The organism is Sphingomonas aerolata (assembly GCF_023935825.1).
Lineage (GTDB): Bacteria > Pseudomonadota > Alphaproteobacteria > Sphingomonadales > Sphingomonadaceae > Sphingomonas > Sphingomonas aerolata.
Window position 1 is genome coordinate 2,980,390 of record NZ_CP098762.1, and the last position, 24,649, is coordinate 3,005,038.

Sequence of the window (24,649 nt, forward strand, 5' to 3'; positions counted from 1 at the left end):
CCCCGGACGGTCGTTACACAAGCGGATCGGACCTCGATCAGGCGCCGGCGTGCAACAGTTCGTGCCGCTTCAGGGCATGCCGCAACTGATCATAGCTGAGACCGAGCGCCTCGGCGGTGGCCCGCTGGTTGAACCGATGCTCGGCCAACGCACGCGACAGCAGGTCGCGCTCGAACCGGGACACGCGCGACTTGAAATCCGACGGCCCGTCCTCGCATGCGACGACCGGATTGTCGGCGTCATCCTCTACCGCGTTATTAGTCGCGCCGGCAGACGGCGATGCTGGGGCTGGTGGCAGGACCGGCTTGCGGTCAGCAGCACGTGGCCTGTGCGGCGACTGGAATGGATCGATCTCGATCGCATCGATCGGCCCCTCATGCTCCCAGCGATAGACCGCGCGTTCGACGACGTTACGCAGCTCACGGACATTTCCAGGCCAGTCATAGTCTGCCAGCGCAGCGCGTGCGGAGGGTCCGAACCCCTCCCACCGCTCGCGCCCGAGCTCGGACGCCATCCGTCGACCGAAATGGTCCGCTAGCACCATCACGTCGCCGGCCCGCGCGCGCAGCGGGGGCAGTGTGACGACCTCGAATGACAACCGATCGAGAAGGTCGGCGCGAAATTCATGCCGCATCACCTTGTCGGGCAGATGCTCGTTCGTCGCAGCCACGATTCGAACGTCGACGCGCAGCGGCCGCGATGAGCCGATCCGGGTGATCTCGCCATATTCGACGGCGCGCAGCAACCGGTCCTGCGCCGCCATCGACAGCGTGCCCAGCTCGTCAAGGAACAGGGTGCCGCCATGTGCCTCCTCGAACCGCCCGACCCGTGCCTTGGTCGCACCGGTGAACGCGCCGGCCTCATGTCCGAACAATTCTGCCTCGATCAGCGTCTCGGGCAGCGCGGCGCAGTTCATGATCACAAGTGGCTGGTCCCAGCGCGGGCTCAGCCGGTGGAGTCGCTCGGCGACCAGTTCCTTGCCCGTACCGCGTTCCCCGATCACGAGCACCGGTCGGTCGAGCGCCGCCGCGCGCGACGCACGTTCGAGCGCTCCCATGAACGCGCCGGATTGGCCGATAACCTGCGTTGTTCTCTCCATTGCCAAAGTGTGGCGGAAATTCCCAACGCATAGCAAGGAACAAACTGCTCGCCCGACGCCCTGCTGGCACAACCGCATGATTTCCGGGCTTTTCTAAAACTGGCACGACTGATGCAACGCTTTGGACAACCCGCCCAAAGGCGGAACCAACCATCGCCTCAAAGGGGACTCATCATGATCAAGACCGGCATCGTCCGCACCGTCGCCACGCTCGCCTGCACCTTCGTCGTCAGCGCCACCTTCATTCTCGCGGCGGTGGCGCCCGCGCATCAGGCGCCCGCTACGCGACACACCGCAATCGTGGCATAAGGTTCGTCCGCCGCACGAAGACCCCTGGAGTAGAATTTACATGGGCATTTTTTCCCGCACCCGCGACATCGTCGCCGCCAACTTCGCCGACCTCATCGAAAAGGCGGAGGATCCGGCCAAGATGATCCGGATGATCATCCTGGAGATGGAGGAAACGCTGGTCGAGGTTCGCGCCTCCGCCGCGCGCACCATCGCGGACCAGAAGGAGATGCGCCGCCATATCGCCAAGCTGGAACAGCTCCAGGAAAACTGGACCGAGAAGGCCGAGCTCGCGCTGAGCAAGGACCGCGAGGATCTTGCCAAGGCTGCGCTGGTCGAACGCCAGAAGGCGTCCGACATGGCCGAGCAGCTCAAGGCGGAAGTCGGCGTCCTCGACGACGCGCTCAGCGCCTCCGAGGCGGACATCGCCAAGCTGCAGACCAAGCTGCGCGAGGCGCGGACCAAGCAGAATGCGGTGCAGACGCGGCTGGAAAGCGCGAACAACCGCACCCGGCTTCGCGAGATGTACAACGGCCCGAAGACGCACGAGGCGTTCAGCCGCTTCGACATTCTCGACCGCCGCGTCGACGAGGCGGAGGGTCGCGCCGACGCAATGGGGCTCGGCGTCGTCAAGACGCTCGAGGAAGAGATCGCCGAGCTGCGCAGCAACGACAAGGTCGATGCCCAGCTCGCCGCGCTCAAGGCCCGCCTGAAGAAGGACGACTGAGATGGATTTCGAAGGACTCGTCGCCATTCTCGGCGCGCTCGTCGGGCTGCCCTGGCTGATCCTGCATTATGTCACCAAGTGGAAGACCGCACCCAAGATCACCGATGAGGACGAACGACTGCTCGACGAGATGCAACTTCTCGCCCGCCGACTCGAGGACCGGGTGCTGACGGTCGAGCGGATCATCGCCGCCGACAATCCCGACTGGAAGCCCGGCCTCGGCACCAGCCAGTCGTCCTACCTGTCCGATCGCCAGGCTGACCGCACGATCGACACCCGCTTTGAACGCAACATGGATCGGAGGAACTGAAATGTCCGCCAGCCGTACCCAATTCTACCTCGACAAGCAGAACGCCAAATGGAAGGGCGTCTGCGCCGGGATCGCCGACTATACCGGGATCGATGTCCTGATCGTCCGCGTCTCGGTCGTCCTGCTGACGCTGGCCGGGGGCTTTCCCTGGACACTGATCGCCTATTGGCTGGTCGCGTGGATGGGACAGCCAAAGCCGTTCGGTCTGTACGAAACACCCGACGACGCGAAGTTCTGGCAAGGCGTCCGCTCGAACCCGAAGCGCTCGACCGCAGAGGTCCGCAGCAAGTTCCGCGACATCGATCGTCGTCTCGCCGACATCGAAACGCACTATACCAGCCGGAGCAGCAGCAGCCTCGCGGCAGAGATCGACAGCCTGCGCTGAGACGCGGCGTAGACGGGGAGAATGATGATGAATTGGGGTGGACCGGGTTTCGTCGTCGCGATCATCGCGATCACGACGATGGGATGGGTGATCAACAACTGGATACGCGCAAAGCACGGCTATGCGCTGGAGGATGAGTGGAGCGGGAAGACGCACCGGGTCGACCCGAAGGACGCCCGCAAGCTGGAACTGCTTTCCGGCGAGAACGAGCGCCTGACCGGCCAGGTTTCCCGTCTCGAAGAGCGGATTGCCGTTCTTGAGCGCATCGCCACCGATCCCGCGGAGCGTACCGCCCGCGAGATCGAGGCTCTCCGCCTCCAGCCGCGATAGAGGACGCCGCCATGATCAGCCCCCTGCTCATCCCCATTCTCGGCATATCCTGCGGCCTGCTCGCGATCTTCGGCGGCGTCTTCGTCAAGCCCTGGTTCGCCTATCGGCAGCGCCGGATGGAAATCGATGCCCAACTCGTCGCCGAAAAGTCCGCACAATATGCGGCACAGAATGAACGTCTCGAACAACGTGTGAGGGTGCTGGAACGGATCGTCACCGATCGCGGGATCGGCCTGGCGGACGAAATCGACCTGCTCCGCGACGAGCGCCCCCTAAACTAGACCCGTATTCAGGAGCTGACCGATGAATCCCTTCACGATGGTCGTCTGTATCGTTTTGATCGTGGCGGTCTCCCGCGTGCTCCGGGCGCGATACCATGCGCAAGGATCGCTCTCCGCCCCGGCGGATACCGCCGACACGCTGCGTCTGCGCGACGAGGTGCGCCAGATGAAGGAGCGCATCCAGGTGCTCGAACGCGTCATCACCGACAACCACAAGAGCGTCGATCTCGACCGAGAGATCGAGCGGCTCCGCGACCGCTAGGAGGAGGCGGACATGACCGAACCGAACGTCTATATCACGCTCGCGCTGACCGGCCTGGTGGCGCTCGCGATGATCGTCACCGCGGGACTCGCCGGCTGGCGCGGCTGGCTGTCGATCAGGCGCCTGGAGATCGACCAAGCGCACGACACCGGCCTGCCCGTGGCGGTGTCGACTGGCGCGCGCATCGAGATCGCAGACCTGAAGGAACGCATCAAGAAGCTGGAGGCGATCGCCGCCGGGGTCGACCTGTAGCGCGGCAATCGTGTCCTGCCGCACGCGCAGCGGTTGCGGGCGAGATGACGCGGGAGTACCGCGACGCCATGCCCAAGCTAGCCGATATCCATGAGGAATATGACTTCCTCGAACCCGACGACCGCTACCGCCTTCTGATCGACCTCGGACGCGATCTCGAACCCATGCCCGATGCCCTGAAGACCGATGCGACGCTGGTTCGCGGCTGCTCGGCATCCGTGTGGGTCTATCCGATGAAGACCGACGACGGCCGGCTCCATTTCCTCGCGGACTCGAACGCCGCGATCACCAAGGGGATCATCGCGCTCGTCCTTCAAGCGGTGCAGGACCAACCGCCGGCGGCGATCGTCGCGACCGACATCGGTGCGGAACTGGCGCCGTTCGATCTCGGCAAGCAACTCAGTTCGAACCGGACGCAGGGAATCCCGAACATGATCGCGTTGATCCGCGAGACCGCCGAACGCTACGCCAGCTAGGCGGCCTTGAGGCCGTCTTCCACCCGGGGAGGGCACGGCGGAGAGGCATCACCCCCGCGCAGCGTCGTTACGATCTCGCCAACGTCGGCGCCGGCGGGGACCAGCATCCACCGATCGGGCTGGGCCGCATCGATCATCACGACCGCGTTCTTCGGGCAGACCCCGAGACATTTGACCTCGACCACGCCGCGGTCGGCCTTGCGCCCCTTCTTCAGCCCGAGGGCGGCGCGCAACAGCTTGGCGAGCGGCGTGCGGCGCTTGTCGCCAAACCCGCCCGCGAGCTTCTTCGAACATTTGCCGCAGACCAGCACGCTTCCCTGCCAGCGGCTCGCCAGCACGCGGATCACGCCGGCTTCCACGTCCGTGCATCCTCTGCGGCGCGCAAGACCTCGTAAGCGGCCTGGACACCCTGGAACCGTGTTGCTGCATCCTTGTCGCCCGGACGCACATCGGGGTGATTGGCCTTGGCCATTCGCCGCCACGCGGCACGGACATCCTCGAACGTCGCATCAGGTTCGAGCTGCAGCACTTCAAGCGCGCGCATCTCGTCGCGCGACCGGCTGCCGTCGCCCGACCCCGCCCAGGCATAATGCTTCGGATCCGCATAGCCGTCCGCGGTACGCGTCTCCGCCGCCTCGCGCTCGGCAGCTTCCTCGGCGCTCAGACCTTCGAAATAATTCCAGCCGCGATTATACTCGCCCGCATGCGTCATGCAGAAATACCAGCGGTCCGGGCTGTTGGGCGATTTCGGCGCCGGGCAATTGCCGGGTTCGTTGCAGCCGTGCCGGTCGCACAATCGAACCGTCACCGCCTCGCTGCTAGAGCCATAGCCGCGCCACCGCGGAAATCCCCAATCGGGTGTACGTGTCGTGCTTCGCGCCATAGCCGTTCGAGATAGGCGTCCCCACCGACAACGCAACCGCGTACCGCACCGCCAAACGATCAAGCCACGCGGCCGCACCTGCGGCCGGGACCGACATTGCGCCTTGAGTCAGGAGGCGTTCATCGCCTAATGAACATGAATAAATTGTCATCTGGCATAGGGTAAAGCGTCTGCTCCGGGCGCATCCCGGCCGACGTCGCGGCGACAGGAGCCCTGGTGCAAACTCTCATTCCGAAGCTAAGCACGTGGCGGGCCGATCTGCCCGCGTCGATCGTGGTCGCCCTTGTCGCCCTGCCCCTGTGTCTGGGCGTTGCGCTTGCGTCAGGTGCGCCGCTGTTCGCAGGCGTCATCGCCGGAATCGTCGGCGGCATCGCCGTCGGGCTCTTCTCAAAATCTCCCTTGTCGGTCAGCGGACCGGCTGCAGGCTTGACCGTGATCGTCCTCGCGGCGATCGAAAGCATGCCGAGCTACCAGATGTTCCTGATGGCCGTCGTGCTGGCGGGCGTGCTTCAGATCGGCTTTTCGCTGACGCGCGCGGGTATTCTCAGCGAATTCGTGCCCTCCTCGGTGATCACCGGGATGCTGGCCGCGATCGGCCTGATCCTTATCCTCAAGCAGATTCCGCACGCGGTCGGCTTCGACCGCGAGGCCGAGGGGATCTTCGAATTCTCCACCGCCAACGGCGTCAACACCTTCTCGCGAATCATCGACAGTCTGAGCGCGAGCGTGACCCCCGGTGCGATCCTGATTGCCGGGATCAGCCTGGCATTCCTGTTCTGGTGGGACGGCGCGAAACCGAAGAATGGCCCGCTCCGGTTCGTCCCCGGCCCGCTCGTCGTCGTCCTGATCGGCGTGCTCGGCAACGCGCTGCTGGGCGCGGTCAAGCCTGATTGGCAGCTCCAGGCGACACATCTCGTCCAGGTACCCGTCACGCAGAAGCTTTCCGAATTTCCCACGCTGTTCACGCTCCCGGACTTTTCCGGCATCAGCATGGGCATCGTCTGGACAACTGCGGTCACGCTCGCAATCGTCGCGAGCTTGGAGTCGCTGCTCAGCGTGAAAGCGGTCGACGAGATCGATCCGCGCCGTCGCTCCACCGACAAGAACTGGGAGTTGCTCGCGCAGGGCGGGGGTAACATCCTGTCGGGCATGATCGGCGGGCTTCCCGTCACGTCGGTGATCGTCCGATCGTCGGCCAATGTCGACGCCAAGGCGGAGAGCAAGCTTTCGACCATGCTCCACGGCTTCTGGCTGCTGATCAGCGTTGCACTGATCCCGTCGCTGCTTAACCTGATCCCGCTCTCCGCGCTTGCCGCGGTGCTGATCGCGACCGGTTACAAGCTGACCAAGCCGAAGCTGTTTCTGGAACGCTACAAGCAGGGCTGGACGCAGTTCATCCCCTTCGTCGTCACAGTCGGCGCGATCCTGTTTACCGATTTGCTCGAGGGCATCGTGATTGGCATCGTTGTCGGCTTCGTATTCGTCATTGCACGCAACTTCCGTACCGCGATCACCTTTGCCTGCGATGGCGACGACTGCCTCGTCCGTGCGCGCCGCAACCTGTATTTCATCCACAAATATGAATTGCAGAAGTCGCTGAACCGCGTGCCCGACAATACCCAGGTGCTGATCGACCTGTCGTCGACCAGTTATGTCGACCTCGACAATATCGACATCATCAACGCGTTCATCAAAGGCGCGGAATATCGCGGCATCACCGTCAGCCTGCGCGGCGATATCGCCGGCAAGCGTGCCGCGTTGATCAACGCGCCATCGAGCGAGGTTCTGTACACATGAGACGCTACAAACAGCTGCTGCTCGCCAACAAGGCCTGGGTCGCAGAGCATACCGACGAGAATCCCGATTTCTTCAGCCGCCAGACGGTCGGCCAGAAGCCGGAATTCCTGTGGATCGGCTGCTCGGACAGTCGCGTCAGTCCCGAACAGATGACGATGACTCAGCCGGGCGGGATGTTCATCCACCGCAACATCGCCAACCTCGTCAACGATCACGACCTGAACCTCATGTCGGTGCTGCAATATGCGGTCGACGTACTGAAGGTGAAGCATGTCATCGTCTGCGGCCATCACGGTTGCGGCGGCATCATGGGTACGCTGCAAGGTGGCCTGGACGGTCCCGTCGACGAGTGGCTCGATACTGCGCGCGAAGTGCTGCGCGATCACCGCGACGAGATCGATGCGCAGCCTACCGAAGAGGCCAAGGTCAATCGCTTCGTCGAGGTCAACGTCCGCGACCAGCTCGTTCGCCTCGCGCGCACCAGGACTGTGCAGGATGCGTTCGCCAAGGGGCAGGAACTGGCACTGCACGGCTGGGTCTACGACATGCGTGACGGCCATATCAAACCGCTCATGGAGATCGCCGCCGACACGGTTCTCGACGAGATTGGCAGGCCTGACAAGGTGCTGGTCTGACGTCAGTCCCTCCTCCGACGGGGAGGGCAGGATCATCCCGGCATCTTGAACCGGACATTCTGGGAAAGCCCGCCGCAGCCGACACCGCCATCGGGGCGAAACGTCTTCGTATATCGGGCGCCCGCGACGGTCTGCGTGCCGGCCTTGGTGAAAACGAACGGCGGATAGCTGAGCACCGCGCGCTCGTTAAACACCTTGCCGTCCGGCCCCACATCGAACTGCGTCCGGGTCCAGCCTTCGAATCCCCAAATGCGGGCTTCATCCGGAAACGTGCCGCCGGCCGAAAGGAATCGGGGCGGGGCATCAAGGATCGCGCACTGGCTGGCCGCCAGCCCCGACCGGTTGAACGTGGCACGTGCCGCCACCGAATCCCCCGCCTGCTGCTGTAGCGACGCCAGCCGGATCAGCGCACCGACACGCATCGGGTCGTTTGCTGCCAAACCCTTGTCGTCCGCGACCGCCTGTAACGGCGCCACACGCCGGCTTCGGCTCTTGGTCGAATCCGCTATGAGCAGTTGCAGCGCCGATCGCGCTTGCGGATCCTGCGCATAACCGCGCTTCGACAGCAGCGGCGTGATAGCGCGGGCATAGGCGCCCTGCTTCCAGCTATCGGCACTTTCGGTCTCACGCACACGGATGTCGAGCGGGAGCAGCGCGATCGGCGGGGCGCCGTTTGCCTGAGCAATAGCGAACGCCCGCTGCGCCAGCTCATGCGCCTCCTCACGACCCACGACCGCGTTGCCAACGAGCTGGTACAAGGGTGGCAGCGTGGCGAGCGATGTCGGCCCCGACTTGCCCTCCGCCGCCGCGAGTGCGGCACGTTGCCCGACGATGGCGGCGGCATCCGCGCCACGTTCGCTTACCGGTAGCGAAAGCCCCTTGGACTCGAGCCAGGCCGCCATGTCCGCGTCGAGAAACTTGGTGATCGACGGTCGCTCGAACGCGGTCGAGCAGCGCATCTCGACGCGGATATTGTAGCGGAAGAACGCGGGAAAGGATTTGGTCTGCTCGGGCGTCCATGACCAGTCGCGGACGGCACGCGCAAATTCGAGCGCCACCGCGCCACCGCCTGCGGCATAGATGGGCGAGACGCCGCGCACCACGCCGTCATTGTCGATCGTGAACTCGACGACCGCCATGTCCGCAGGCCTCAGATCGGCCTCGCCACCGCAGGCGGGTACCTCCATCTGTACCGCCGGATCAAACTCCCCCTTGCTCAACCGGCCCGCGCCGGTCATCGCCATGTACCGGCGGGCCTCTTCGCTCTTGCCCGCCAACAGTGACGCGATCGCCGCATCTGACCGCGCAGAAACGTCGCGCGAATCGGTCTGCGACGTCATCCCGCCATAAAATTTGACCGCCTCAACCGCTTGCGTCCGCGCCTGTTCATACTGCCCCCGGTTCAGCGCCAGAATCGCGCGACGCCGCGCAATCAAAGCCTTTACATCCGCATCGGCAGGGGCCGTCCGGACGAGCGCATCGACCTTCGCAAGGGCCGCATCCGCGGCGGCGGGATCGGTGAACGTCGTCGTGTCCGCCAAAGACAACAACGCCGCGACCTTCAGCGACGCGCCGTCCGCCGCAGCGGCGGCGCTAGCAAACGAGACGCTCGCCCCCGCATAATCGAGCGCATTCTGCGCAATGAGGCCCAGATCATAATAGGCCCGCCACCGATCCTCGGCGAGCGTCGGATCGTTCGCGGGCAACAGGGCGAGGCCGTCGCGCGCCGCGGTCACCGCATCGTCCGACCGGTCGAGCTTGAACAGCGCCGCACTCTTGCGGATCAGCGCAATCCCCCGGCTCCGCGATCCGGGCTTGGTTCGCGCCTCGAGTGTCGTCCATGCCGCCAGCGCAGCGGGCCTGTCGCCCTTCGCATCCAACGCTGCTGCCGCTTCGAAATCCTGCTGCACTGTGGTTACGGGCCCCTGCGCCGTAACCTGCGCGGCGACCGTCGCCATCAAAACGCCTGCGCCCATCAGTCCTGCCCGGTCGATACGCATTACATCCCCCACGTCTTTTGGGCAGTCTGCATGCGATCGGGAAAGGATGCCAGAGGGTCTGTAAGCCGGGTTCTGTCCATTTCCGACCCTTCGGTCGAAAGTTAGGCGACCATTCCTCTAGGACGACGGTTGCCCGCCGCCTCAAGCAATCAACCCGGGTGACGAGCCGGAACGAAGCCCATGTGCCACCCCTATTCGATCTTGCTCCCGGTGGGGTTTGCCATGCCGCCCCTGTTACCAGGCGCGCGGTGCGCTCTTACCGCACCCTTTCACTCTGACCGCCCCGGCTTGCGCCGAGGGTTGGCCGTCTGCTCTCTGTGGCACTGTCCCTGGGGTCACCCCCGCCGGGCGTTACCCGGCACCGTCGTTCCGCGGAGCCCGGACTTTCCTCGCGGATGCCATTACAACACCCCCGCGGTCGCCCGACCCTCTGGCGCGCCGATCCCTAGTCGTCACCCATCGGTTTGGGAAGCAGCAAAGCGAGCAGGATGCACCGGCATTCCGCATCGATCTCGCCGTCCACCAGCTCGGGGCGGAACCGGCGCTGGAACGCCATGATCGCCGCCATCCGGTTCTCCACGTCGTAGCCGAACCGTTCGAGCGCAAGGCAGAACCCGCCCTCCGTCCAGCCGGGATCCATCAGATTCTTGGTCGGCCGCGGCAGCGCAAGCCGGCGTCGCGCCAGTTCGTGCCACGGGAACAACTCGCCGGGATCGCGCTTGCGCGTCGGCGCGATGTCGGAATGACCGACGATGTTACCCCGCGTGATCTCGTGGCGGTCCTTGATCTGCGCCACCAACGGCAGCAGCGCGGCGATCTGTTCGGGCGGGAACGGGCGATAGCCGAACTCATGCCCAGGATTGACGATCTCGATGCCGATGCTTGCCGAATTGACGTCCTCGATCCCGCGCCAGTGTGACCGTCCCGCGTGCCAGGCCCGCTTATCCTCGGCGACCATCCGCAGGACGGTCCCGTCCTCCTCGATCAGATAATGTGCCGACACCTTCGCGTCCGGATCGCGCAGGCGGGCGATCGCGGACGGGCCATCCTGCATGCCGGTATAGTGCAATACGATCATGCTGACAGGCAGCGTTCGGTCGTCGAAATTCGGTGACGGCGTCTCGATGATCGTCAAGCCAGCTTCCCCTCCAGCCGGTCCGCGCGTGCGGTCCGGATCGTGACGATCGCGACGCCGAGCATCGCAACGCCTCCGCCTGCAAGCATCAATAGCGTCAACGGGTTGCCGAAGTAATAGGCTGCGGCGAACACCGAGATTATTGGTGCGGCGAGCGTCATCGGCGTGACCACGCTGACCGAATGACGCTGCAACAGCCATGACATCGAGCCCTGGCCGATCACCGTCGATCCGATCGCGGAAAACGCCACCCAGCCGACCGTGCGGAGCGGCAGGTCAGGGATCGCGCGCATCGCCGCAGGCTCGGTGATCATCGCCACGACCGCCATTACCAGACTCCCCATCAGACCGACCCAGGCATAGATCGTCAGGACCGGCACGCCGACGAGCCGCCGCTGGATCAGCGAGGTGATCGCCCAGATCAGGCTTGCCAGCGCGGTCAGCGCAAGACCGGCGCCCTCGCGCGCTGCCGACGGATCGAAGACCAGCAGCACCACTCCCAGGATCGACAGGCCTATCCCCAGCATCCGGGGCCAGTGGATCCGTTCGCGAAAAACGACGATCGCGAGCAGCAGCGCGAACGGAACGCCGAGCTGGCCGGCGATCGCCAACGCGCCGATATTGGTCGCGACCGACAGTGACAGATTGATCACGAGATAGAAGATGCCGCCCGACAACAGTCCGAGCAGTGCCAGCGTCGCGGTCCGTCCCGGCACCAGCCGGAACCAGCTTGCGCAGACCGCAAACACGATGACCTGGCGCAGGAACCCGGCCGTCATCGGCGCGATTTCCGTCACCGCCATCTTCACGGCGATGATGTTGAGCCCCCACAGCACGTTCATCACGACGACGATCGCAAAGTCGCGCAGGCCGAACCGATGCGTCGCTGGAGGTGCGGCCTGGATCGTCATCCCCCAACGCTTGCCGGGATCGCACCGCGATGTAAACTGCCGCAGCACTCTATCGCGGGATCAGGACCCGGGCGCGCGAAGCCGCGGATCGCCAGTGCTTGACGACGGCGTTTCGTAGAAGCCGCGATAGCGCTGGCTGGGCTCGAACAACGGGGTCTGCCCGCTCACCGTCTCCCCCGCGCCCATCACGAACAGGCCGCCGGGCCGTAGTGTCCGTGCGATCGTCGAGAACACCCGCAATTTCGTCTCCGCCGTCAGGTACAACAGGACATTGCGGCACAGGACCAGGTCGAAACGTCCTGCCGGCGCCGCATCGGACACCAGATTCACCCGCCGAAACGTGACCAGCTTCACCAGCTCAGGCTTGGCGACCCAGTCTGCGCCGACACCGTCGAACCACCGCATCATCCGACGGATCGGTAACCCGCGCTGAATCTCGAACTGCGTGAAACGCCCCGACCGTGCGCGGGCGATTGCGGCGCCCGAAACGTCGGTCGCGACGATATCCGGAACCGGCGCACCAGTCGTCTCGTGCCGCTCGGCGAACAGCATCGCCAGTGACAGCGGCTCCTGCCCGGTCGAACATCCCGCGCACCAGATCCGGATGCGATGACCGGCGGTCTCGGCATCCGCGATCGCCGCGACGAGGTGCTCGAAGACCTGCGCGTCCCGGTAGAAGGACGTTTCCTGGTTCAGCAGCGCGTCGACGATATGCTCGCCGATCTCCCGATCCTTTCCGGCCAGCAACTGCGCAACCAGCTCATCAAGGCTGCCGAGCTGGCGTTCACGCAACAGCGGCTTGAGCGCTGTATCAAGGCGCCAGGAGCGATAGGCCGCGATCTGCTGTCCCGTCCGCGCTTCTAGCAGCGCGGTCAGCACGTCGATCGTCGCCTGGGAGGCCGCCGTTGCCGGTGAGGATGACGGCGCCGTGGTCGGCATGCTCCGCCCGCGCAACGCTGACGCGCCCATCATGGACGGCGCTGCGACGCGATGAGCCGCCCGATCGCCTCGGGGGGCAGTATCGCCGCAGCGACACCCGACGACACGACTGCGCCCGGCATGCCCCAGACGACCGACGTCGTCTGATCCTGAGCGACCACGCTGCCGCCGGCGTCGTGGACCTGTCGCGCCCCCTCCGCACCGTCACGGCCCATGCCGCTCAGCATGATAGCCAGCGCGCGCGCGCCAAAGACTTGGGCGACCGATCCCAGCATCGGATCGACTGAGGGGAGGCAGCCGCTGCCGACGACGCCCTGCCTGAGGCGGATCGCGGCACCGCCGTCGCTCAGCCGCACGCAGGTCATGTGGGCGTCGCCGGGGGCGATGAACAGGCGGCCGGGGCGGATCCGCAGGCGGTCGGTCGCGACGTCGCACGGCCGGCCGGACAGGACCGTGAGTTGTGCCGCGAAATACGGCATGAACGACGCGGGCAAATGTTGCGTGATCAGGATCGGCAGCTGGAACGTGGCGGGCAACTCACGCAGCAACTGGCTCAGTGCGTGAATCCCGCCGGTCGATGCACCGATCGCGACGATGTCATAGGCGTCGCCGACCGCGACGGAACGGCCTTGATCCGCAGCACCCCGGCCGCACAGCGGCTCAATTGCGGCCGTGACGTTGCTCGCGCTTCTCAGTCCCGACGCGCGGGTAGGCACGATCGCGGTCGGGGCTTCACACAGGCGTTCGAGCTTTTCGACCAGTGCGGTTGCAAAGCGGCCAGACATCCCGCTGGCGCCCGGCTTCACCAGCGTTTCCGCCGCCCCCAGCGCGAGCGCCTGGACCGCTGCCGCACCGCCCTCATCGGCGGAGGAGGAGACGATCAGGATCTTGGCACCCTGCCCCGCAGCGATAAGGTCCGGCAAAGCGGTCAGTCCGTCGACCCCCGGCATTTCGATATCGAGCAGGATGAAATCGACCTCAGCGGAGCGCAGGAACTCGAGTGCGGCTCCCGCATTGGCAACCGCGCCGACGACGGTGAACTGCGAGCTCGCGTCGATCAGCCGCGCCATCACCGCGCGGGCGACCACCGAATCATCGACGATCAGGACGCGCGCGACGGCGGACGAAGGCGACCGCGGCAGCGGTGGAAGGGGCAGCGAGGCGGCCACGGCGTCGTAAGACCCGCTCAGGCCATGCCGACGATTTGCAATTTCGATGCGAGGGTTTCGCGGTCGAACGGCTTCATGACATATTCGTCGGCACCCGCCTCGATCGCGGCGCGGATATACGCCATGCCGTTCTCGGTCGTGCAGAAGACGACCTTGGGACGCTGCGTGATATCGCTGTCGCGCAGCGCTCGCAGGAAATCCATGCCGCTCATGACGGGCATGTTCCAGTCGAGCAGGATGACGTCCGGAACCGACTCCAGACAGCACTGGAGCGCCTCCTGGCCGTCACATGCCTCGCGAACGGTAAAATCAAGCGTTTCGAGGATGTGACGCGCGACCTTGCGGATCACCTTCGAATCATCAACGACAAGACAGGTCTTCATGGAAAGCCTTCCGGGGTGATCATGGCGCCCGCCTTAGCCGGCAAAGCGTAAGCACCGGGTTAAGCGCGCGCGAGTTGGCCGCCGTTCAGGCGACGAGCGCGGGCAAGGACGACGGCACCACCGCGGCCAGGTCGAGCACCAGCATCGGCTCGCCATCGCGATCGACCAGCCCCGACGCCGCCGCCGCCCAGCCGTGGTTGAGCGCCAGCCCCGACGACAGCGGCAGCCGCTCGAACGGCGCGACATCCTCGAGCGAGTCGACCAGGATCGCATAATCATGCCCGTCGACCTGCGTGATGACCGCCCGTCTGGCGGTTTCGGGCGTCGGCGCGAGCCCCAGTGCAGTGCCGGTATCGATCACCGTCACAACCCGACTGCGAAGCGCGGTCAGCCCGCGGATCGCCGCCTCCGCCTGCGGCACCGCGACGACATCACCGATATCGACGACCGAGCCGACCTGTTCTGCCGGAATCGCGACGCCGCGCCCGGCGATATGCGCGATCAGAAACAATTCCATCAGCGCGCTCCCCCACTCGTCACGGCGCGAATAGAGGGTGCTGAATCCTCTTGTTGCGCGCCGGCCTGCGCCGCGACCCGCCGCGCGAGTTCCTCGATCAGGGCCGGACGATCATAGCGATAGATGCTATGGTCCTGCGCGCTCGCGCCCTCCCGATTACGGCGCAGCGTGACGATCGGGGCGGCGACCGCCTCGACCGGTCCATCCTCCATCGCCAGCGCGACCGCAGGCGTCTCGCCCGCGGCGAGGCGTGTCACACACCGATAGCCCGACGCCTCGAGCGCGGGTTTGAGGAACGTCTCCATCCACCCGCTGCTGTCGCTCTGCAACAGGCAGACCGGGCGCGAGGCGCGCCGGACCGGCTCGCCCGCGAACAACGCGTGCGGATCGATCAGTTCGACCTGCTCACCGCCGATGATCACGACGCCCGCGATCGGCCCGCCGCCATTAGCCGGCGCCATTTCGGGCGGCAATTCGACGATCTCGATGGCCTCCGCGATCGCATAGGCCATCTCGCTGTCGCCATCGGTCAGACGGAGTACGGCGACCTCTTCCCGGTCGCCGATCACGCCAACCGAATGCAACGGCACGATCGCCCCGCCGATGGCGAGACGCAGCGCGCCCGCCGTAAAGCTGATCGCCGACGTCGCCACCGGTTCGACCCGGTCGATCACCGCCAGCGCGATCACGCGGCGCTTGCCGTCCAGATCGTCGAACAGCAGCGCCTGTACGCCGGCGACGCTGTCCGCCGCAGCTTCGTCGTGCGCGACCGCGAGGGCGGAAAACCGCAGCCCCGCGACATGCGCGATCCCCGCTCCGTCGAGCAGCAGCATCGGCAGGCCGCTGTCGGGCAGCGTCTGGCCGGCGTAGACGCCGGTCGCCATCACGTGCGGCGAGGCAGGTTTGACGACCAGTTCCTCCGCGTCGAGCACGTCGTCGACGCCGAGCGCATAATCACCTTCGCGGGTCGACACGATCACGAGCGTGCCCGGGTCATGGTCGCCCAGCCCGAACAGCGCGGCCAGCGAGACCAGCGGCATCCGCCGTCCCCGGACCGCGACGGCCGATGCATCTCCGATCGTGTCGATCCGCACCTGCGTTCCACGGACCCTGACGATCTCCTCGATCGACTGCCGCGCCAGCGCGAAACGCTGCGTCCCCACGCTGACGATGATCGTCGACAGGATCGACAGCGTCAGCGGCACGTGAATGACGATCCGCAACCCGCGGCCGGGCATGTTGCACAGCGCGATGCGCCCGCCGATATGCTCGATATTGGCGCGCACGACATCCATACCGACGCCGCGTCCCGAGACTGTCGTGACCGTGTCGCGGCTCGACAGTCCCGCTTCGAATACGAGATCGAGCTTTGCGTCCTCATCCATCGCGCCGATCTGTGCTTCGGTACGCAGGGCCTGGTCCTTGGCCTTGCTGACGATCCGCGCAACGTCGATGCCACGTCCGTCGTCGCTGATCTCGATGAGGATCTGGTTGCCCGACTGGCGTGCGGACACGACGAGTCGCCCCGCCGCGGGCTTGCCCGCGGCCAGACGGTCGGCCAGCGACTCGATCCCGTGATCGACGGCGTTGCGGATGATATGTGCCAGCGGATCGCGGATCAGCTCGATCAGTTCGCGGTCGAGCTCGACGTCAGAGCCCTCGATCACCAGGTTGACCGCCTTGCCCAGTTCCGCGCTGGTATCGCGGACCATGCGCGGCAGCGCCGAGAACAGCGCATCGATCTTCTGCATCCGGGTCCGCGTCACCGTGTCGCGCATGTCGGCGACGGTCAGCGAGAGCCGTTCGAGCGCAGCATCGACATGCGGATCGCTGACGTTATCTCGCAATCGCCGCGCCAGTTCGTTGCGCGCGAGCACCATGTCGGACATGCCGCTCATCATCCGGTCGAGCAGATCGACGTTCAGACGGACACTGCGGCTGCTGGCCCGCACGGTTGCGACATGTACGGGCACGGCCGCCGGCGTGGCGTCCTCCGCCAGCGCCGTGATCAGCAGTTCCTCGCTTGCATCATCCAGCGCCGCGCCGGCATCGATCGCTTCGACGATCTCGCCGATCCGGTCGACGATCGCGAGCACGGCATTCACCAGCGCGGTGTCGGGCACGCGCTTGTTGTCCCGAACCGCCGCAAGCACGTCTTCAGCGGCGTGGCTCAGCCGGGCCAGCCGGGGGATGTCGAGAAACCCACAGCTGCCCTTCACCGTGTGAACGAAGCGGAAGATTGCATCGAGCCGCGCGCGATCCGTCGGCGCCGCCTCCCAGGCGACAATCTCGCCCGACAGTGCCTCCAGCGTCTCGCGCGTCTCGGCTATGAATTCCTGTAGAAGATCGTCCATGCGGGCCCCGGAACGCGTGCGTCGGGCCCGTCATGACGAACAGGGGTTAAGGCCGCGTTAGGATCGCTCCTCCCTCGCCGCACCACAGTATCCAGCCATGTTATCGCGCGTTGAACACCGCACCGAAGATCATGACGCCATCGGACGGTTCGAAGATCTGCATGCTGCCCCCGCTCTCGGCGACGAGCGTGTGCACCATATAGGCGGCGGCCGCGCGCGGCGTTACCGCCGTATCGCCAGGACCGTCGACCAGCGTCCGACGAATTTCGGGGTCCAGGACGAGCCGCGGCCCCTCGACCTTCACGACCACCTCGAGATGGCCGGCATTGTCCTCGCCGCCAATCTCCATCCGGCCGCCGCGCACCAGCGATTCGCCGCCGATCAGCACCAGGTTGAGCAGGACCTTGATCGCCGCCTTGGGCATCGTTTCCTCGTCCACGAGCCAGGCGAGCTCGATCCGCTTGTTCTCGGCGATCAGCCCTTCGACCGCGGACTTGGCCTCGCGGGTTGCGACTTCCTCGCCAAATCCCCCCGCAGCACCGAAGGCCAAGCGAAAGAATTTCAGCTTGCTCGCCGATGCGCGTGCGCTGTCCGCCAGCAGCTCCATGCACCGCGCACGCATTGCCGGATCGGTTTCGTCTGCCAGCAGTTCGAGCCCGTTGTTGAGCGCGCCGACCGGCGACAGCAGGTCGTGACACAAACGCGAACACAACAGGCTGGCAAAATCGACCGGGCTGACAGTCATGAATATCCTCTCGAAAACATGTGCCGTTCTGACCTCGCCACGATTGGCTGGCAAGCGGCAAGGCGCATCGTTGGCGCTTCGCGCTTTATGCTCCGCGGATCACGTCAAATCAGCACAATGGCAACCTCGGCAAATGCGCCGGGGGCGTGAGAGCGCCAAGCGCGGGCTTGCCTGCCGCCGATGATCAGCCAGATCGCTCCGTCGCCCATCGCCTGCGCGGCGTCGCGCGGCGACGGCACGGGGTTGCCCGTGGGATGCGAGTGGTAATGACCGATGACCGCTGGGCCGCCGTGGCGCGCGCGACGATGTGCGGCCAGCAGCGCTGCAGGATCGATTTCGAAGCTGTGGGCGGGATGGTTCGCGACGTTCTCGCAAGGCTCTGCCGTCGCGATGGCACCCGGCGTACCGAAGAGCAGTCCGCAAACCTCCTCCGCCGGCGATGCCGCCGCCCGTGCAAGGATCCGATCGAGGACGCCGCTTGAAATCGTAACGCTCATCGCCACATCGCTACCGCATGGACCGGGGGGTTGCCACGATTGAAGCGAAAATTGCCGCGGCGGCCGATGGATGGCGTCTCGACCGGGCGCTCGCGGATGCCGTTCCGACGATGTCACGCGAACGGCTGAAGACGTTGATCGCCGCCGGTGCGGTATCGCAGGCGGGTCAGGCCTGGCGCGATTCTTCGAAAAAAGCGTCCGCCGGTCAGACCTTCGCGATCGCCGTGCCGCCACCGACGCCGCTGCATAACGAGGCGCAGGACATCCCGCTCGTCATCGCCTATGAAGACGAGCATCTGATCGTCGTCGACAAGCAGGCGGGTCTGGTCGTGCATCCCGCAGCGGGCAATTTCGACGGCACGCTCGTCAACGCGCTGCTTCACCATTGCGCGGGCAATCTTTCGGGGATCGGCGGGGTCGCGCGTCCGGGCATCGTCCACCGGATCGACAAGGATACCTCCGGGTTGATGATCGCCGCGAAGAGCGACCGCGCGCACGAGGGACTGGCCAAGCAGTTCCATGATCACAGCATCGACCGTCGTTACCGCGCGATCGTCGGCGGGATCCCGCGCCCTTCCTCAGGGACCGTCGATGCCCCGCTGGCGCGCAGTCCGCAAAACCGGAAGAAGATCGCCATCGTCCAGGGCGGCAAACGCGCCGTCACGCATTTCACGACGTTGCAACCGCTTCGCGATGCCGCGCTGGTCGAGTGCCGGCTAGAAACGGGTCGCACGCATCAGGTGCGCGTCCACATGGCCTCGATCGGGCACGCCTTGCTCGGCGACCCGGTCTACGGTAGAAACCGGCCCGGTCAGAAGACGCTGCTCGAAACGCTTGGTTTCCGCCGTCAGGCCTTGCACGCCGCGTATCTCGGGTTCATCCATCCTATAAATAGTAACGCTTTGGCGTTCGAAAGCAGGATGCCTGCGGACATGCAGGAACTGTTCAGCGAGCTTCACGTATAGATATCGGACCCTGCCGCAGTGCGGTATGGTTTCGCAGAAAGGGAAGACTACCATGGCAGCCCGCTCCAACGTTCCAGCGACGATACCTGCGCTCGGCAGCGAGGCGGGTCTCAATCGCTATCTCGCCGAGATCAAGAAATTCCCCATCCTGCAACCCGAGCAGGAGTATATGCTCGCCAAGCGGTTCCAGGAGCATGGCGACACCGATGCTGCGGCGCAGCTGGTGACGTCGCATCTCCGTCTCGTGGCGAAGATCGCCATGGGCTATCGTGGCTACGGTCTGCCTACGTCCGAGCTGATCTCTGAGGGCAATATCGGCCTGATGCAGGGCGTGAAGAAATTCGAGCCGGAGCGCGGCTTCCGTCTCGCGACCTATGCGATGTGGTGGATCCGCGCGTCGATTCAGGAATATATCCTGCGCAGCTGGTCGCTCGTGAAGATGGGCACCACCGCAGCGCAGAAAAAGCTGTTCTTCAATCTGCGCCGGATGAAGAGCCGCCTCGATGCATTCGAGGACGGTGATCTGCGCCCTGAGCACGTGACGAAGATCGCCACCGATCTCGGTGTCGCCGAGACCGACGTCGTCAGCATGAACCGCCGCATGGCGATGGGTGGTGACACCTCGCTCAACGTCCCGATGCGCGAGGACGGCGAAGGCCAGTGGCAGGATTGGCTGCAGGACGACGCACCGCTCCAGGACAAGATCGTTGCCGACGCACAGGAGGCCGACGTCCGCCACTCGATGCTGGTTTCCGCGATGGACGACCTCAACGATCGTGAACAGCATATCTTGACCGAACGCCGCCTGACGGACGATCCCAAGACGCTCGAGGAATTGTCGCAAGTCTATGGCGTCTCGCGCGAGCGAGTCCGCCAGATTGAAGTTCGCGCGTTCGAGAAGCTGCAAAAGGCTATGATGCGCATCGCTGGCGAAAAGCGCCTGCTTGCCGCCTGACATCATGCGCACCGTCGTCATTGGCGGCGGTGCGGCCGGTGTTGCGGCGGTGCGGACGCTCCATGACGCCGCGCATGATGTGTTGCTGGTCGAGGCGAGCGACCGTCTTGGTGGTCGGGCGCATAGTCTATCGATAGACGCGTTATTGAGCCGCGAGGGCAGTAAGCCAGAGGCGAATTCTATCCTTGCGGGGTCTCATGTCGATGCCGGTTGCGGGTGGCTCCACTCCGCGCAGCGCAACCCATGGACCGCGATTGCGGAGCGTTCGGGTTTCAGCGTCGACCGGTCGGACGCGAACTGGCGCACGCAATGGCGTGACCTTGGTTTTTCACCCGAAAAGCAGGCGTCTTCGTCCACCGCCTATCAGGAATGGAACGCCCGGGCATTGGCGGCGCTCGACGGTCCCGACCGCCCGCTGTCCGACTTCGTCGACACTCACGATGAATGGCGGTCTAGGATCGACGCGATCTCAGGCTATGCGAATGGCGCGAACCTGTCGCAGGTGTCGCTCCATGACTGGGCCGCGTATGAAAATGCTGCATCGGACGATAATTGGACCGTGAAGCAAGGCTATGGCACGCTGGTCACCAGTCATGCCGCCGGTCTTCCGATCCGCCTCTCCACCCCGGTCACCCGTATCGACCATGGCGGTCGGCGGATTAGGCTCGACACGCCGTTCGGGGAGATCGACGCGGATCATGTCATCGTCTGCGTGCCCACCACCGTGCTTGCCCGATCGCAGATCAGGTTCGACCCGCCCCTGCCTGACAAGCATGCCGCCGCCGCCGACCTCCCACTCGGGCTGGCGGACAAGGTGTTCCTGCATGTCGATCGACCGGAATGGCCGGCGAATGCGCATCTCGTCGGCAACCCCTATGCCGCGTGCACCGCCAGCCACCGCCTGTCGCCGTTCGGCTGGCCGATCATCGAGAGTTTCTTCGGCGGCGACTGCGCGGAGATGCTGGAGGATGGCGACGCCGCGGCGTTCGCGATCGATGAGCTGGTCGCCCTGCTCGGCAGCGACTGGCGCCGCCGCTTCACGCCGCTTGTCGCAACCCGCTGGCGCCAAGAACCTTGGATCGGTGGCAGCTATAGCCATGCGCGGATTGGGTGCGCGGGCCAGCGCGCGATACTCGCCGCGCCGGTCGACGGCCGGATCTTCTTCGCCGGCGAAGCCTGCCACCGCGAGGATTTCTCCACCGCCCACGGCGCATATGAAACCGGCGTCGCGGCGGCGCGGGCGATCATTGGCGGGGGCGCGGTGATCGCATAAGGAGCGGCGATGGGCCTTATCCGCATCCTCGCCAAATTCGCGTCCGTCTTCGTCGTCGTGACGGTCGCCTGGGTCGGCCTGTACCGGTTCGTCCCGCCGCCCTTCACGTTCACGATGATGGGCGACCTGCTGTCCGGGCATACGGTGACGAAGGACTGGATGCCGTTGTCGGAGATGGATCCCGACATGGCGCGCGCCGCGATTGCGGGCGAGGATTCGGGGTTCTGTTCGCACAGCGGCTTCGACTTCAAGGCGATCGCCGGGGCTGCGGCACGCAATGCGCAGGGCGGGCGGATCCGTGGCGGGTCGACGATCAGCCAGCAGACCGCGAAGAACGCGTTCCTGTTCCAGGGCGGCGGCTATGTCCGCAAGGCGTTCGAGGCGTATTTCACCGTGCTGATCGAGACGCTGTGGCCGAAGCGGCGGATCATGGAGGTGTATCTCAATATCGCCGAGACCGGGATCGGCACCTATGGCGCCAATGCCGGGGCGATCCGGTATTTCAACCACGATGCGTCGCGGCTGTCGGCGACCGAGGCGGGGCGGATCGCGGCGGTGTTGCCGCTGCCGAAGAAGCGGGCGGCGATCGCGCCGCGCGGTTTCGTCCGCCGCCACGGCAACACGCTGTCGCGCCGCGTCTCGACGGTCCGCACCCAGAGGCTCGACGGCTGCCTCCGGTAGGGACCGGCAGCCGCCGCACCCGGCAGATCAGAACGGCAGCTTGAAGCCCGGCGGGAGCTGCAGGCCGCTGGTCATCTTCGACATTTCGGTGCCCGACACCGCATCGGCCTTGGCGCGGGCATCGTTGAACGCGGCGGTCAGCAGATCCTCGAGCATCTGCTTCTCGCCGACCTGCATCAGCGAATCGTCGATCGCGATGCCGATGATCCGGCCCTTGGCGGACGCCTTGACCTTGACCAGCCCGCCGCCCGACGCGCCCTCGACCTCGATCGTGTCGAGATTGGCCTGTGCCTTTTCGAGCTCGGTCTGGACGTTCTGCGCCATGGCGAGGATTTCGTCGATATTCTTCATGCGTTGCTCCTTTGACCCGGCCACGATTCAAGCTTGGCGTCGGGAAACGCTGCCACCGCGGCCTTCATGATGGGGGATTCGAGAATGGCCTGCTTCACCGCCTCGTCGGCGGCGTCCTGCGCCTCGCGCAGTGTCGGTTCGCCGGGCGCGTCGACGATCGACACCTTCCAGGCAGTCCGCGTGACCGACTTCAGCAGCGTGCCCAGTTCGGCCAGCGTGTCCGCCGAGACCGGCCGGCTGCCGCTGAGCGCGAATTCGGGCGGCGCATAGGAGACGATCCGCGCGCCGTGGCGCAGTCGCGCGGCGATCGCCAGCCCGCCCGAGTCGTCGAGCAGATCGACCAGAGCCGCGAAGGTCGGTGGCAGGATCGGTCCGGTGTCGACGGGTGCCGGCGGAGTGGACGCCCCCGCCCCGGCCCAGGGCGGTGCCTCGCCGGAGGATGCGGGAGCAGGCGCCGGCGCCTGTGTCGATGCAGCGGCCGCAGCAGCGGGTGCCGGACTGCCGGCGAGCTGCCGCGCGAGTTCGCCCGGATCGGGCAGCGTCGAGGCGTAGATCGTCCGCAGCAGCGCCATTTCCGCCGCCTCGATCGGCAGGACCGCCTTGGCGACCTCGTCATGGCCCTTGAGGAACAGCTGCCAGAGGCGGTGCAGCGCGGGGTAGGACAGATTGGCGGCCCACTCCTCGCGCGCGGCGCGCTCTTCCGCGGGCTGCGCGGCGTCGGCCGGCGTCCCGACCTTGGTCAGCGTGACGCCGTGGACGGTTTCGAGCAGCGACCGGAGCACCGACAGCGGATCGACGCCATAGTCATATTGCCGCCGCAGCGAGGCGAGCGCCCCCGCCCCGTCGCCCGCCAGGATCAGGGCGAGCAGGTCGCGCACCGCGCCGCGATCGGACAGGCCGAGCATCTGCCGGACCGCGTCCGCGGTGACGCCGCCACCTTCGAGCCCGGCATGCGCGATCGCCTGGTCGAGGATCGAGAGCCCGTCGCGCGCCGACCCTTCGGCGGCGCGTGCGATCAGCATCAGCGCCTCGGGCTCGGCGACGACGCCCTCCTGCTCCGACACCCAGGCGAAATGCCCGGCGAGCTGCTCCGCAGAGATGCGGCGCAGGTCGAAGCGCTGGCAGCGCGACAGGACCGTCACCGGCACCTTGTTCACTTCGGTCGTCGCGAACAGGAACTTCACATGCGCGGGCGGTTCCTCCAGCGTCTTCAGAAGCGCGTTGAACGCGTTCTTCGACAGCATGTGGACTTCGTCGATGATGTAGATCTTGAAGCGCGCGGTGACCGCCGAATAGCGCGACGCGTCGATGATCTCGCGGACGTCGTCGACGCCGGTATGGCTCGCGGCGTCCATCTCGATCACATCGATATGGCGGCCCTCGGCGATCGCGCGGCAGGGTTCGCAGACGCCGCACGGGTCGATCGTCGGACCGCCCTGCCCGTCCGGACCGATGCAGTTGAGCGCCTTGGCGATCAGGCGCGCGGTCGACGTCTTGCCGACCCCGCGCACCCCGGTCATCAGAAAGGCATGCGCCAGCCGGTCACGCTTGATCGCGTTGCCGAGCGTCTGGACCATCGCGTCCTGCCCGATGAGCTCGGAAAAGGTCTGCGGACGATATTTGCGCGCGAGCACACGGTACGCGACATCCGCCTTAGCAGCCGGCTGTGGCGGTTCGCCCAGGTCGAAGGAATCTGACATTGCGGTCGTCATAGCGGCTGTCGGGTCCGGTGTCGAAGGGCATGGCCGGGACCGCGAATGTTGCGAATGTTGAGACGATAGCGCGATTCAACATTGGGCGTCGGGTCGACATCGGGTGTCGCCGCGGTGCAGCCCGAGGTCGGAGTGCGGCCGTTCGGGACGGCGAACTGGGGGCCGGAACTGGGAGCGATCTGGGCCATGGCTTGGCCTACCACAATCGCGGACAGTTTTACAGCGAAATGGAACGTTTCGGGAACGTCTTTGCGAAAGCTGTTTGGGATCAGGGGTTTGGCGGCGAAGGTAGGGGCGCCACGGCGACGCCGTGTCGTCAGACGGCGCTGTGCGCCGC

General features: G+C 65.6%; 30 protein-coding genes and 1 other RNA gene. 15 read left to right on the forward strand and 16 right to left on the reverse strand.

The annotated features are described in order from the left end of the window. Window positions 1–37: 37 nt before the first annotated feature. On the reverse strand, window positions 38–1,099 hold the full coding sequence (gene pspF / locus NEF64_RS13435; protein ID WP_031396333.1) for a phage shock protein operon transcriptional activator: 1,062 nt from the start codon (window positions 1,097–1,099) through the stop codon (window positions 38–40). Between the two features lie 174 nt (window positions 1,100–1,273). Between pspF and NEF64_RS19270 the strand changes: the two genes are divergently transcribed. The 9 genes from NEF64_RS19270 to NEF64_RS13475 all read left to right on the forward strand — a co-directional run bounded on the left by NEF64_RS19270 (window position 1,274) and on the right by NEF64_RS13475 (window position 4,410). Further along, window positions 1,274–1,408 carry a hypothetical protein gene (locus NEF64_RS19270; RefSeq protein WP_261362606.1) on the forward strand — a complete coding sequence of 45 codons (135 nt, stop codon included), beginning with the start codon at window positions 1,274–1,276 and terminating at the stop codon, window positions 1,406–1,408. A 40-nt stretch (window positions 1,409–1,448) separates the two neighbouring features. Next, window positions 1,449–2,114 carry a phage shock protein PspA gene (gene pspA / locus NEF64_RS13440; RefSeq protein WP_031396334.1) on the forward strand — a complete coding sequence of 222 codons (666 nt, stop codon included), beginning with the start codon at window positions 1,449–1,451 and terminating at the stop codon, window positions 2,112–2,114. Window position 2,115: 1 nt separating this feature from the next. Then, a complete protein-coding gene (pspB, locus tag NEF64_RS13445; RefSeq protein WP_043158492.1) occupies window positions 2,116–2,424 on the forward strand; it encodes an envelope stress response membrane protein PspB in 309 nt (102 codons plus the stop codon). Between the two features lies 1 nt (window position 2,425). After that, entirely contained in the window at window positions 2,426–2,809 is a 384-nt protein-coding gene (gene pspC / locus NEF64_RS13450) for an envelope stress response membrane protein PspC (RefSeq protein WP_031396336.1), read from the forward strand. A 27-nt stretch (window positions 2,810–2,836) separates the two neighbouring features. Continuing rightward, window positions 2,837–3,139, forward strand: a complete 303-nt coding sequence (locus tag NEF64_RS13455) for a hypothetical protein (protein WP_031396337.1) — start codon at window positions 2,837–2,839, stop codon at window positions 3,137–3,139. Window positions 3,140–3,150: 11 nt separating this feature from the next. After that, the gene (locus tag NEF64_RS13460; RefSeq protein WP_031396338.1) at window positions 3,151–3,420 is read left to right on the forward strand and encodes a hypothetical protein; all 270 of its coding nucleotides are present in this window, start codon (window positions 3,151–3,153) and stop codon (window positions 3,418–3,420) included. 22 nt (window positions 3,421–3,442) lie between these two features. Beyond that, window positions 3,443–3,682: a hypothetical protein gene (locus tag NEF64_RS13465; protein WP_031396339.1), complete on the forward strand. Its 240-nt coding sequence runs from the start codon at window positions 3,443–3,445 to the stop codon at window positions 3,680–3,682. 12 nt (window positions 3,683–3,694) lie between these two features. After that, the gene (locus tag NEF64_RS13470; RefSeq protein WP_031396340.1) at window positions 3,695–3,934 is read left to right on the forward strand and encodes a hypothetical protein; all 240 of its coding nucleotides are present in this window, start codon (window positions 3,695–3,697) and stop codon (window positions 3,932–3,934) included. Between the two features lie 68 nt (window positions 3,935–4,002). Beyond that, a complete protein-coding gene (locus NEF64_RS13475; protein WP_081874150.1) occupies window positions 4,003–4,410 on the forward strand; it encodes a SufE family protein in 408 nt (135 codons plus the stop codon). Here NEF64_RS13475 and NEF64_RS13480 read toward each other — a convergent pair. Then, window positions 4,407–4,769 carry a (2Fe-2S) ferredoxin domain-containing protein gene (locus NEF64_RS13480; protein WP_320466365.1) on the reverse strand — a complete coding sequence of 121 codons (363 nt, stop codon included), beginning with the start codon at window positions 4,767–4,769 and terminating at the stop codon, window positions 4,407–4,409. The two genes, NEF64_RS13475 and NEF64_RS13480, sit on opposite strands and share 4 nt — an antisense overlap. Then, entirely contained in the window at window positions 4,754–5,293 is a 540-nt protein-coding gene (locus NEF64_RS13485) for a J domain-containing protein (protein ID WP_031439670.1), read from the reverse strand. Before NEF64_RS13485 ends, NEF64_RS13480 begins: the two co-directional genes overlap by 16 nt. 216 nt (window positions 5,294–5,509) lie before the next feature. Between NEF64_RS13485 and NEF64_RS13490 the strand changes: the two genes are divergently transcribed. Next, entirely contained in the window at window positions 5,510–7,090 is a 1,581-nt protein-coding gene (locus NEF64_RS13490) for a SulP family inorganic anion transporter (RefSeq protein WP_051916675.1), read from the forward strand. After that, window positions 7,087–7,725 carry a carbonic anhydrase gene (locus tag NEF64_RS13495; RefSeq protein WP_031396345.1) on the forward strand — a complete coding sequence of 213 codons (639 nt, stop codon included), beginning with the start codon at window positions 7,087–7,089 and terminating at the stop codon, window positions 7,723–7,725. The genes NEF64_RS13490 and NEF64_RS13495 overlap by 4 nt, the downstream gene beginning before the upstream one ends. A 32-nt stretch (window positions 7,726–7,757) precedes the next feature. On the opposite strand, the gene NEF64_RS13500 is transcribed toward NEF64_RS13495, so the two are convergent. The 11 genes from NEF64_RS13500 to NEF64_RS13550 all read right to left on the reverse strand — a co-directional run bounded on the left by NEF64_RS13500 (window position 7,758) and on the right by NEF64_RS13550 (window position 18,375). After that, window positions 7,758–9,725 carry an energy transducer TonB gene (locus NEF64_RS13500; protein WP_252573863.1) on the reverse strand — a complete coding sequence of 656 codons (1,968 nt, stop codon included), beginning with the start codon at window positions 9,723–9,725 and terminating at the stop codon, window positions 7,758–7,760. A 45-nt stretch (window positions 9,726–9,770) separates the two neighbouring features. Then, window positions 9,771–10,159, reverse strand: an RNA gene (gene rnpB, locus NEF64_RS13505) — RNase P RNA component class A. A gap of 11 nt (window positions 10,160–10,170) precedes the next feature. Further along, window positions 10,171–10,803 (reverse strand): N-acetylmuramoyl-L-alanine amidase, encoded by a 633-nt coding sequence (locus tag NEF64_RS13510; protein ID WP_081874152.1) that lies wholly within the window; start codon window positions 10,801–10,803, stop codon window positions 10,171–10,173. A 53-nt stretch (window positions 10,804–10,856) separates the two neighbouring features. Then, window positions 10,857–11,771, reverse strand: coding sequence for a DMT family transporter (locus NEF64_RS13515; protein WP_056405533.1), 915 nt, complete (start codon window positions 11,769–11,771; stop codon window positions 10,857–10,859). Between the two features lie 60 nt (window positions 11,772–11,831). Beyond that, window positions 11,832–12,710: a CheR family methyltransferase gene (locus NEF64_RS13520; protein ID WP_234387279.1), complete on the reverse strand. Its 879-nt coding sequence runs from the start codon at window positions 12,708–12,710 to the stop codon at window positions 11,832–11,834. 29 nt (window positions 12,711–12,739) lie between these two features. Continuing rightward, window positions 12,740–13,879 (reverse strand): chemotaxis-specific protein-glutamate methyltransferase CheB, encoded by a 1,140-nt coding sequence (gene cheB / locus NEF64_RS13525; RefSeq protein ID WP_082446549.1) that lies wholly within the window; start codon window positions 13,877–13,879, stop codon window positions 12,740–12,742. Between the two features lie 17 nt (window positions 13,880–13,896). Next, a complete protein-coding gene (locus NEF64_RS13530) occupies window positions 13,897–14,262 on the reverse strand; it encodes a response regulator (RefSeq protein WP_031396352.1) in 366 nt (121 codons plus the stop codon). 85 nt (window positions 14,263–14,347) lie between these two features. Next, the gene (locus NEF64_RS13535; protein ID WP_031396353.1) at window positions 14,348–14,779 is read right to left on the reverse strand and encodes a chemotaxis protein CheW; all 432 of its coding nucleotides are present in this window, start codon (window positions 14,777–14,779) and stop codon (window positions 14,348–14,350) included. Beyond that, entirely contained in the window at window positions 14,779–17,133 is a 2,355-nt protein-coding gene (locus NEF64_RS13540) for a chemotaxis protein CheA (RefSeq protein ID WP_056405532.1), read from the reverse strand. The genes NEF64_RS13535 and NEF64_RS13540 overlap by 1 nt, the downstream gene beginning before the upstream one ends. 100 nt (window positions 17,134–17,233) lie before the next feature. Continuing rightward, window positions 17,234–17,878 (reverse strand): histidine phosphotransferase family protein, encoded by a 645-nt coding sequence (locus NEF64_RS13545; RefSeq protein ID WP_056405531.1) that lies wholly within the window; start codon window positions 17,876–17,878, stop codon window positions 17,234–17,236. A gap of 104 nt (window positions 17,879–17,982) precedes the next feature. Next, complete coding sequence (locus NEF64_RS13550) at window positions 17,983–18,375, reverse strand: M67 family metallopeptidase (protein WP_056405530.1); 393 nt, start codon at window positions 18,373–18,375, stop codon at window positions 17,983–17,985. Window positions 18,376–18,392: 17 nt separating this feature from the next. Here NEF64_RS13550 and NEF64_RS13555 point away from each other — a divergent pair, with 17 nt between their 5' ends. The 4 genes from NEF64_RS13555 to mtgA are packed head-to-tail and all read left to right on the forward strand — an operon-like array spanning window position 18,393 to window position 22,249. Continuing rightward, a complete protein-coding gene (locus NEF64_RS13555) occupies window positions 18,393–19,340 on the forward strand; it encodes an RluA family pseudouridine synthase (protein ID WP_056405529.1) in 948 nt (315 codons plus the stop codon). Window positions 19,341–19,392: 52 nt separating this feature from the next. Next, entirely contained in the window at window positions 19,393–20,295 is a 903-nt protein-coding gene (gene rpoH / locus NEF64_RS13560; protein ID WP_031396358.1) for an RNA polymerase sigma factor RpoH, read from the forward strand. Continuing rightward, window positions 20,285–21,568, forward strand: coding sequence for a flavin monoamine oxidase family protein (locus NEF64_RS13565; RefSeq protein ID WP_235516288.1), 1,284 nt, complete (start codon window positions 20,285–20,287; stop codon window positions 21,566–21,568). Before rpoH ends, NEF64_RS13565 begins: the two co-directional genes overlap by 11 nt. Before the next feature lie 9 nt (window positions 21,569–21,577). After that, on the forward strand, window positions 21,578–22,249 hold the full coding sequence (mtgA, locus tag NEF64_RS13570; RefSeq protein WP_252573865.1) for a monofunctional biosynthetic peptidoglycan transglycosylase: 672 nt from the start codon (window positions 21,578–21,580) through the stop codon (window positions 22,247–22,249). Window positions 22,250–22,276: 27 nt separating this feature from the next. Here mtgA and NEF64_RS13575 read toward each other — a convergent pair whose 3' ends face one another. Continuing rightward, the gene (locus NEF64_RS13575; protein ID WP_031395321.1) at window positions 22,277–22,600 is read right to left on the reverse strand and encodes a YbaB/EbfC family nucleoid-associated protein; all 324 of its coding nucleotides are present in this window, start codon (window positions 22,598–22,600) and stop codon (window positions 22,277–22,279) included. Beyond that, window positions 22,597–24,300 (reverse strand): DNA polymerase III subunit gamma/tau, encoded by a 1,704-nt coding sequence (locus tag NEF64_RS13580; RefSeq protein WP_056405679.1) that lies wholly within the window; start codon window positions 24,298–24,300, stop codon window positions 22,597–22,599. The genes NEF64_RS13575 and NEF64_RS13580 overlap by 4 nt, the downstream gene beginning before the upstream one ends. Window positions 24,301–24,649: the final 349 nt, after the last annotated feature.

What these genes read in the sequence shown, in the direction of transcription:
- pspB (WP_043158492.1), top strand. Translation starts at nt 2,116, where the DNA reads ATGGATTTCGAAGGACTCGTCGCCATTCTCGGCGCGCTCGTCGGGCTG.
- NEF64_RS13575 (WP_031395321.1), bottom strand. Translation starts at nt 22,600, where the DNA reads ATGAAGAATATCGACGAAATCCTCGCCATGGCGCAGAACGTCCAGACC.
- NEF64_RS13485 (WP_031439670.1), bottom strand. Translation starts at nt 5,293, where the DNA reads ATGGCGCGAAGCACGACACGTACACCCGATTGGGGATTTCCGCGGTGG.
- NEF64_RS13545 (WP_056405531.1), bottom strand. Translation starts at nt 17,878, where the DNA reads ATGACTGTCAGCCCGGTCGATTTTGCCAGCCTGTTGTGTTCGCGTTTG.
- NEF64_RS13475 (WP_081874150.1), top strand. Translation starts at nt 4,003, where the DNA reads ATGCCCAAGCTAGCCGATATCCATGAGGAATATGACTTCCTCGAACCC.
- pspF (WP_031396333.1), bottom strand. Translation starts at nt 1,099, where the DNA reads ATGGAGAGAACAACGCAGGTTATCGGCCAATCCGGCGCGTTCATGGGA.
- pspA (WP_031396334.1), top strand. Translation starts at nt 1,449, where the DNA reads ATGGGCATTTTTTCCCGCACCCGCGACATCGTCGCCGCCAACTTCGCC.
- NEF64_RS13540 (WP_056405532.1), bottom strand. Translation starts at nt 17,133, where the DNA reads ATGGACGATCTTCTACAGGAATTCATAGCCGAGACGCGCGAGACGCTG.
- NEF64_RS13470 (WP_031396340.1), top strand. Translation starts at nt 3,695, where the DNA reads ATGACCGAACCGAACGTCTATATCACGCTCGCGCTGACCGGCCTGGTG.
- NEF64_RS13535 (WP_031396353.1), bottom strand. Translation starts at nt 14,779, where the DNA reads ATGGAATTGTTTCTGATCGCGCATATCGCCGGGCGCGGCGTCGCGATT.
- NEF64_RS13555 (WP_056405529.1), top strand. Translation starts at nt 18,393, where the DNA reads ATGGACCGGGGGGTTGCCACGATTGAAGCGAAAATTGCCGCGGCGGCC.
- NEF64_RS13455 (WP_031396337.1), top strand. Translation starts at nt 2,837, where the DNA reads ATGAATTGGGGTGGACCGGGTTTCGTCGTCGCGATCATCGCGATCACG.
- NEF64_RS13550 (WP_056405530.1), bottom strand. Translation starts at nt 18,375, where the DNA reads ATGAGCGTTACGATTTCAAGCGGCGTCCTCGATCGGATCCTTGCACGG.
- pspC (WP_031396336.1), top strand. Translation starts at nt 2,426, where the DNA reads ATGTCCGCCAGCCGTACCCAATTCTACCTCGACAAGCAGAACGCCAAA.
- NEF64_RS13515 (WP_056405533.1), bottom strand. Translation starts at nt 11,771, where the DNA reads ATGACGATCCAGGCCGCACCTCCAGCGACGCATCGGTTCGGCCTGCGC.
- NEF64_RS13460 (WP_031396338.1), top strand. Translation starts at nt 3,151, where the DNA reads ATGATCAGCCCCCTGCTCATCCCCATTCTCGGCATATCCTGCGGCCTG.
- NEF64_RS19270 (WP_261362606.1), top strand. Translation starts at nt 1,274, where the DNA reads ATGATCAAGACCGGCATCGTCCGCACCGTCGCCACGCTCGCCTGCACC.
- NEF64_RS13500 (WP_252573863.1), bottom strand. Translation starts at nt 9,725, where the DNA reads ATGCGTATCGACCGGGCAGGACTGATGGGCGCAGGCGTTTTGATGGCG.
- NEF64_RS13510 (WP_081874152.1), bottom strand. Translation starts at nt 10,803, where the DNA reads ATGATCGTATTGCACTATACCGGCATGCAGGATGGCCCGTCCGCGATC.
- NEF64_RS13580 (WP_056405679.1), bottom strand. Translation starts at nt 24,300, where the DNA reads ATGTCAGATTCCTTCGACCTGGGCGAACCGCCACAGCCGGCTGCTAAG.
- NEF64_RS13465 (WP_031396339.1), top strand. Translation starts at nt 3,443, where the DNA reads ATGAATCCCTTCACGATGGTCGTCTGTATCGTTTTGATCGTGGCGGTC.
- NEF64_RS13495 (WP_031396345.1), top strand. Translation starts at nt 7,087, where the DNA reads ATGAGACGCTACAAACAGCTGCTGCTCGCCAACAAGGCCTGGGTCGCA.
- mtgA (WP_252573865.1), top strand. Translation starts at nt 21,578, where the DNA reads ATGGGCCTTATCCGCATCCTCGCCAAATTCGCGTCCGTCTTCGTCGTC.
- NEF64_RS13520 (WP_234387279.1), bottom strand. Translation starts at nt 12,710, where the DNA reads ATGCCGACCACGGCGCCGTCATCCTCACCGGCAACGGCGGCCTCCCAG.
- rpoH (WP_031396358.1), top strand. Translation starts at nt 19,393, where the DNA reads ATGGCAGCCCGCTCCAACGTTCCAGCGACGATACCTGCGCTCGGCAGC.
- NEF64_RS13530 (WP_031396352.1), bottom strand. Translation starts at nt 14,262, where the DNA reads ATGAAGACCTGTCTTGTCGTTGATGATTCGAAGGTGATCCGCAAGGTC.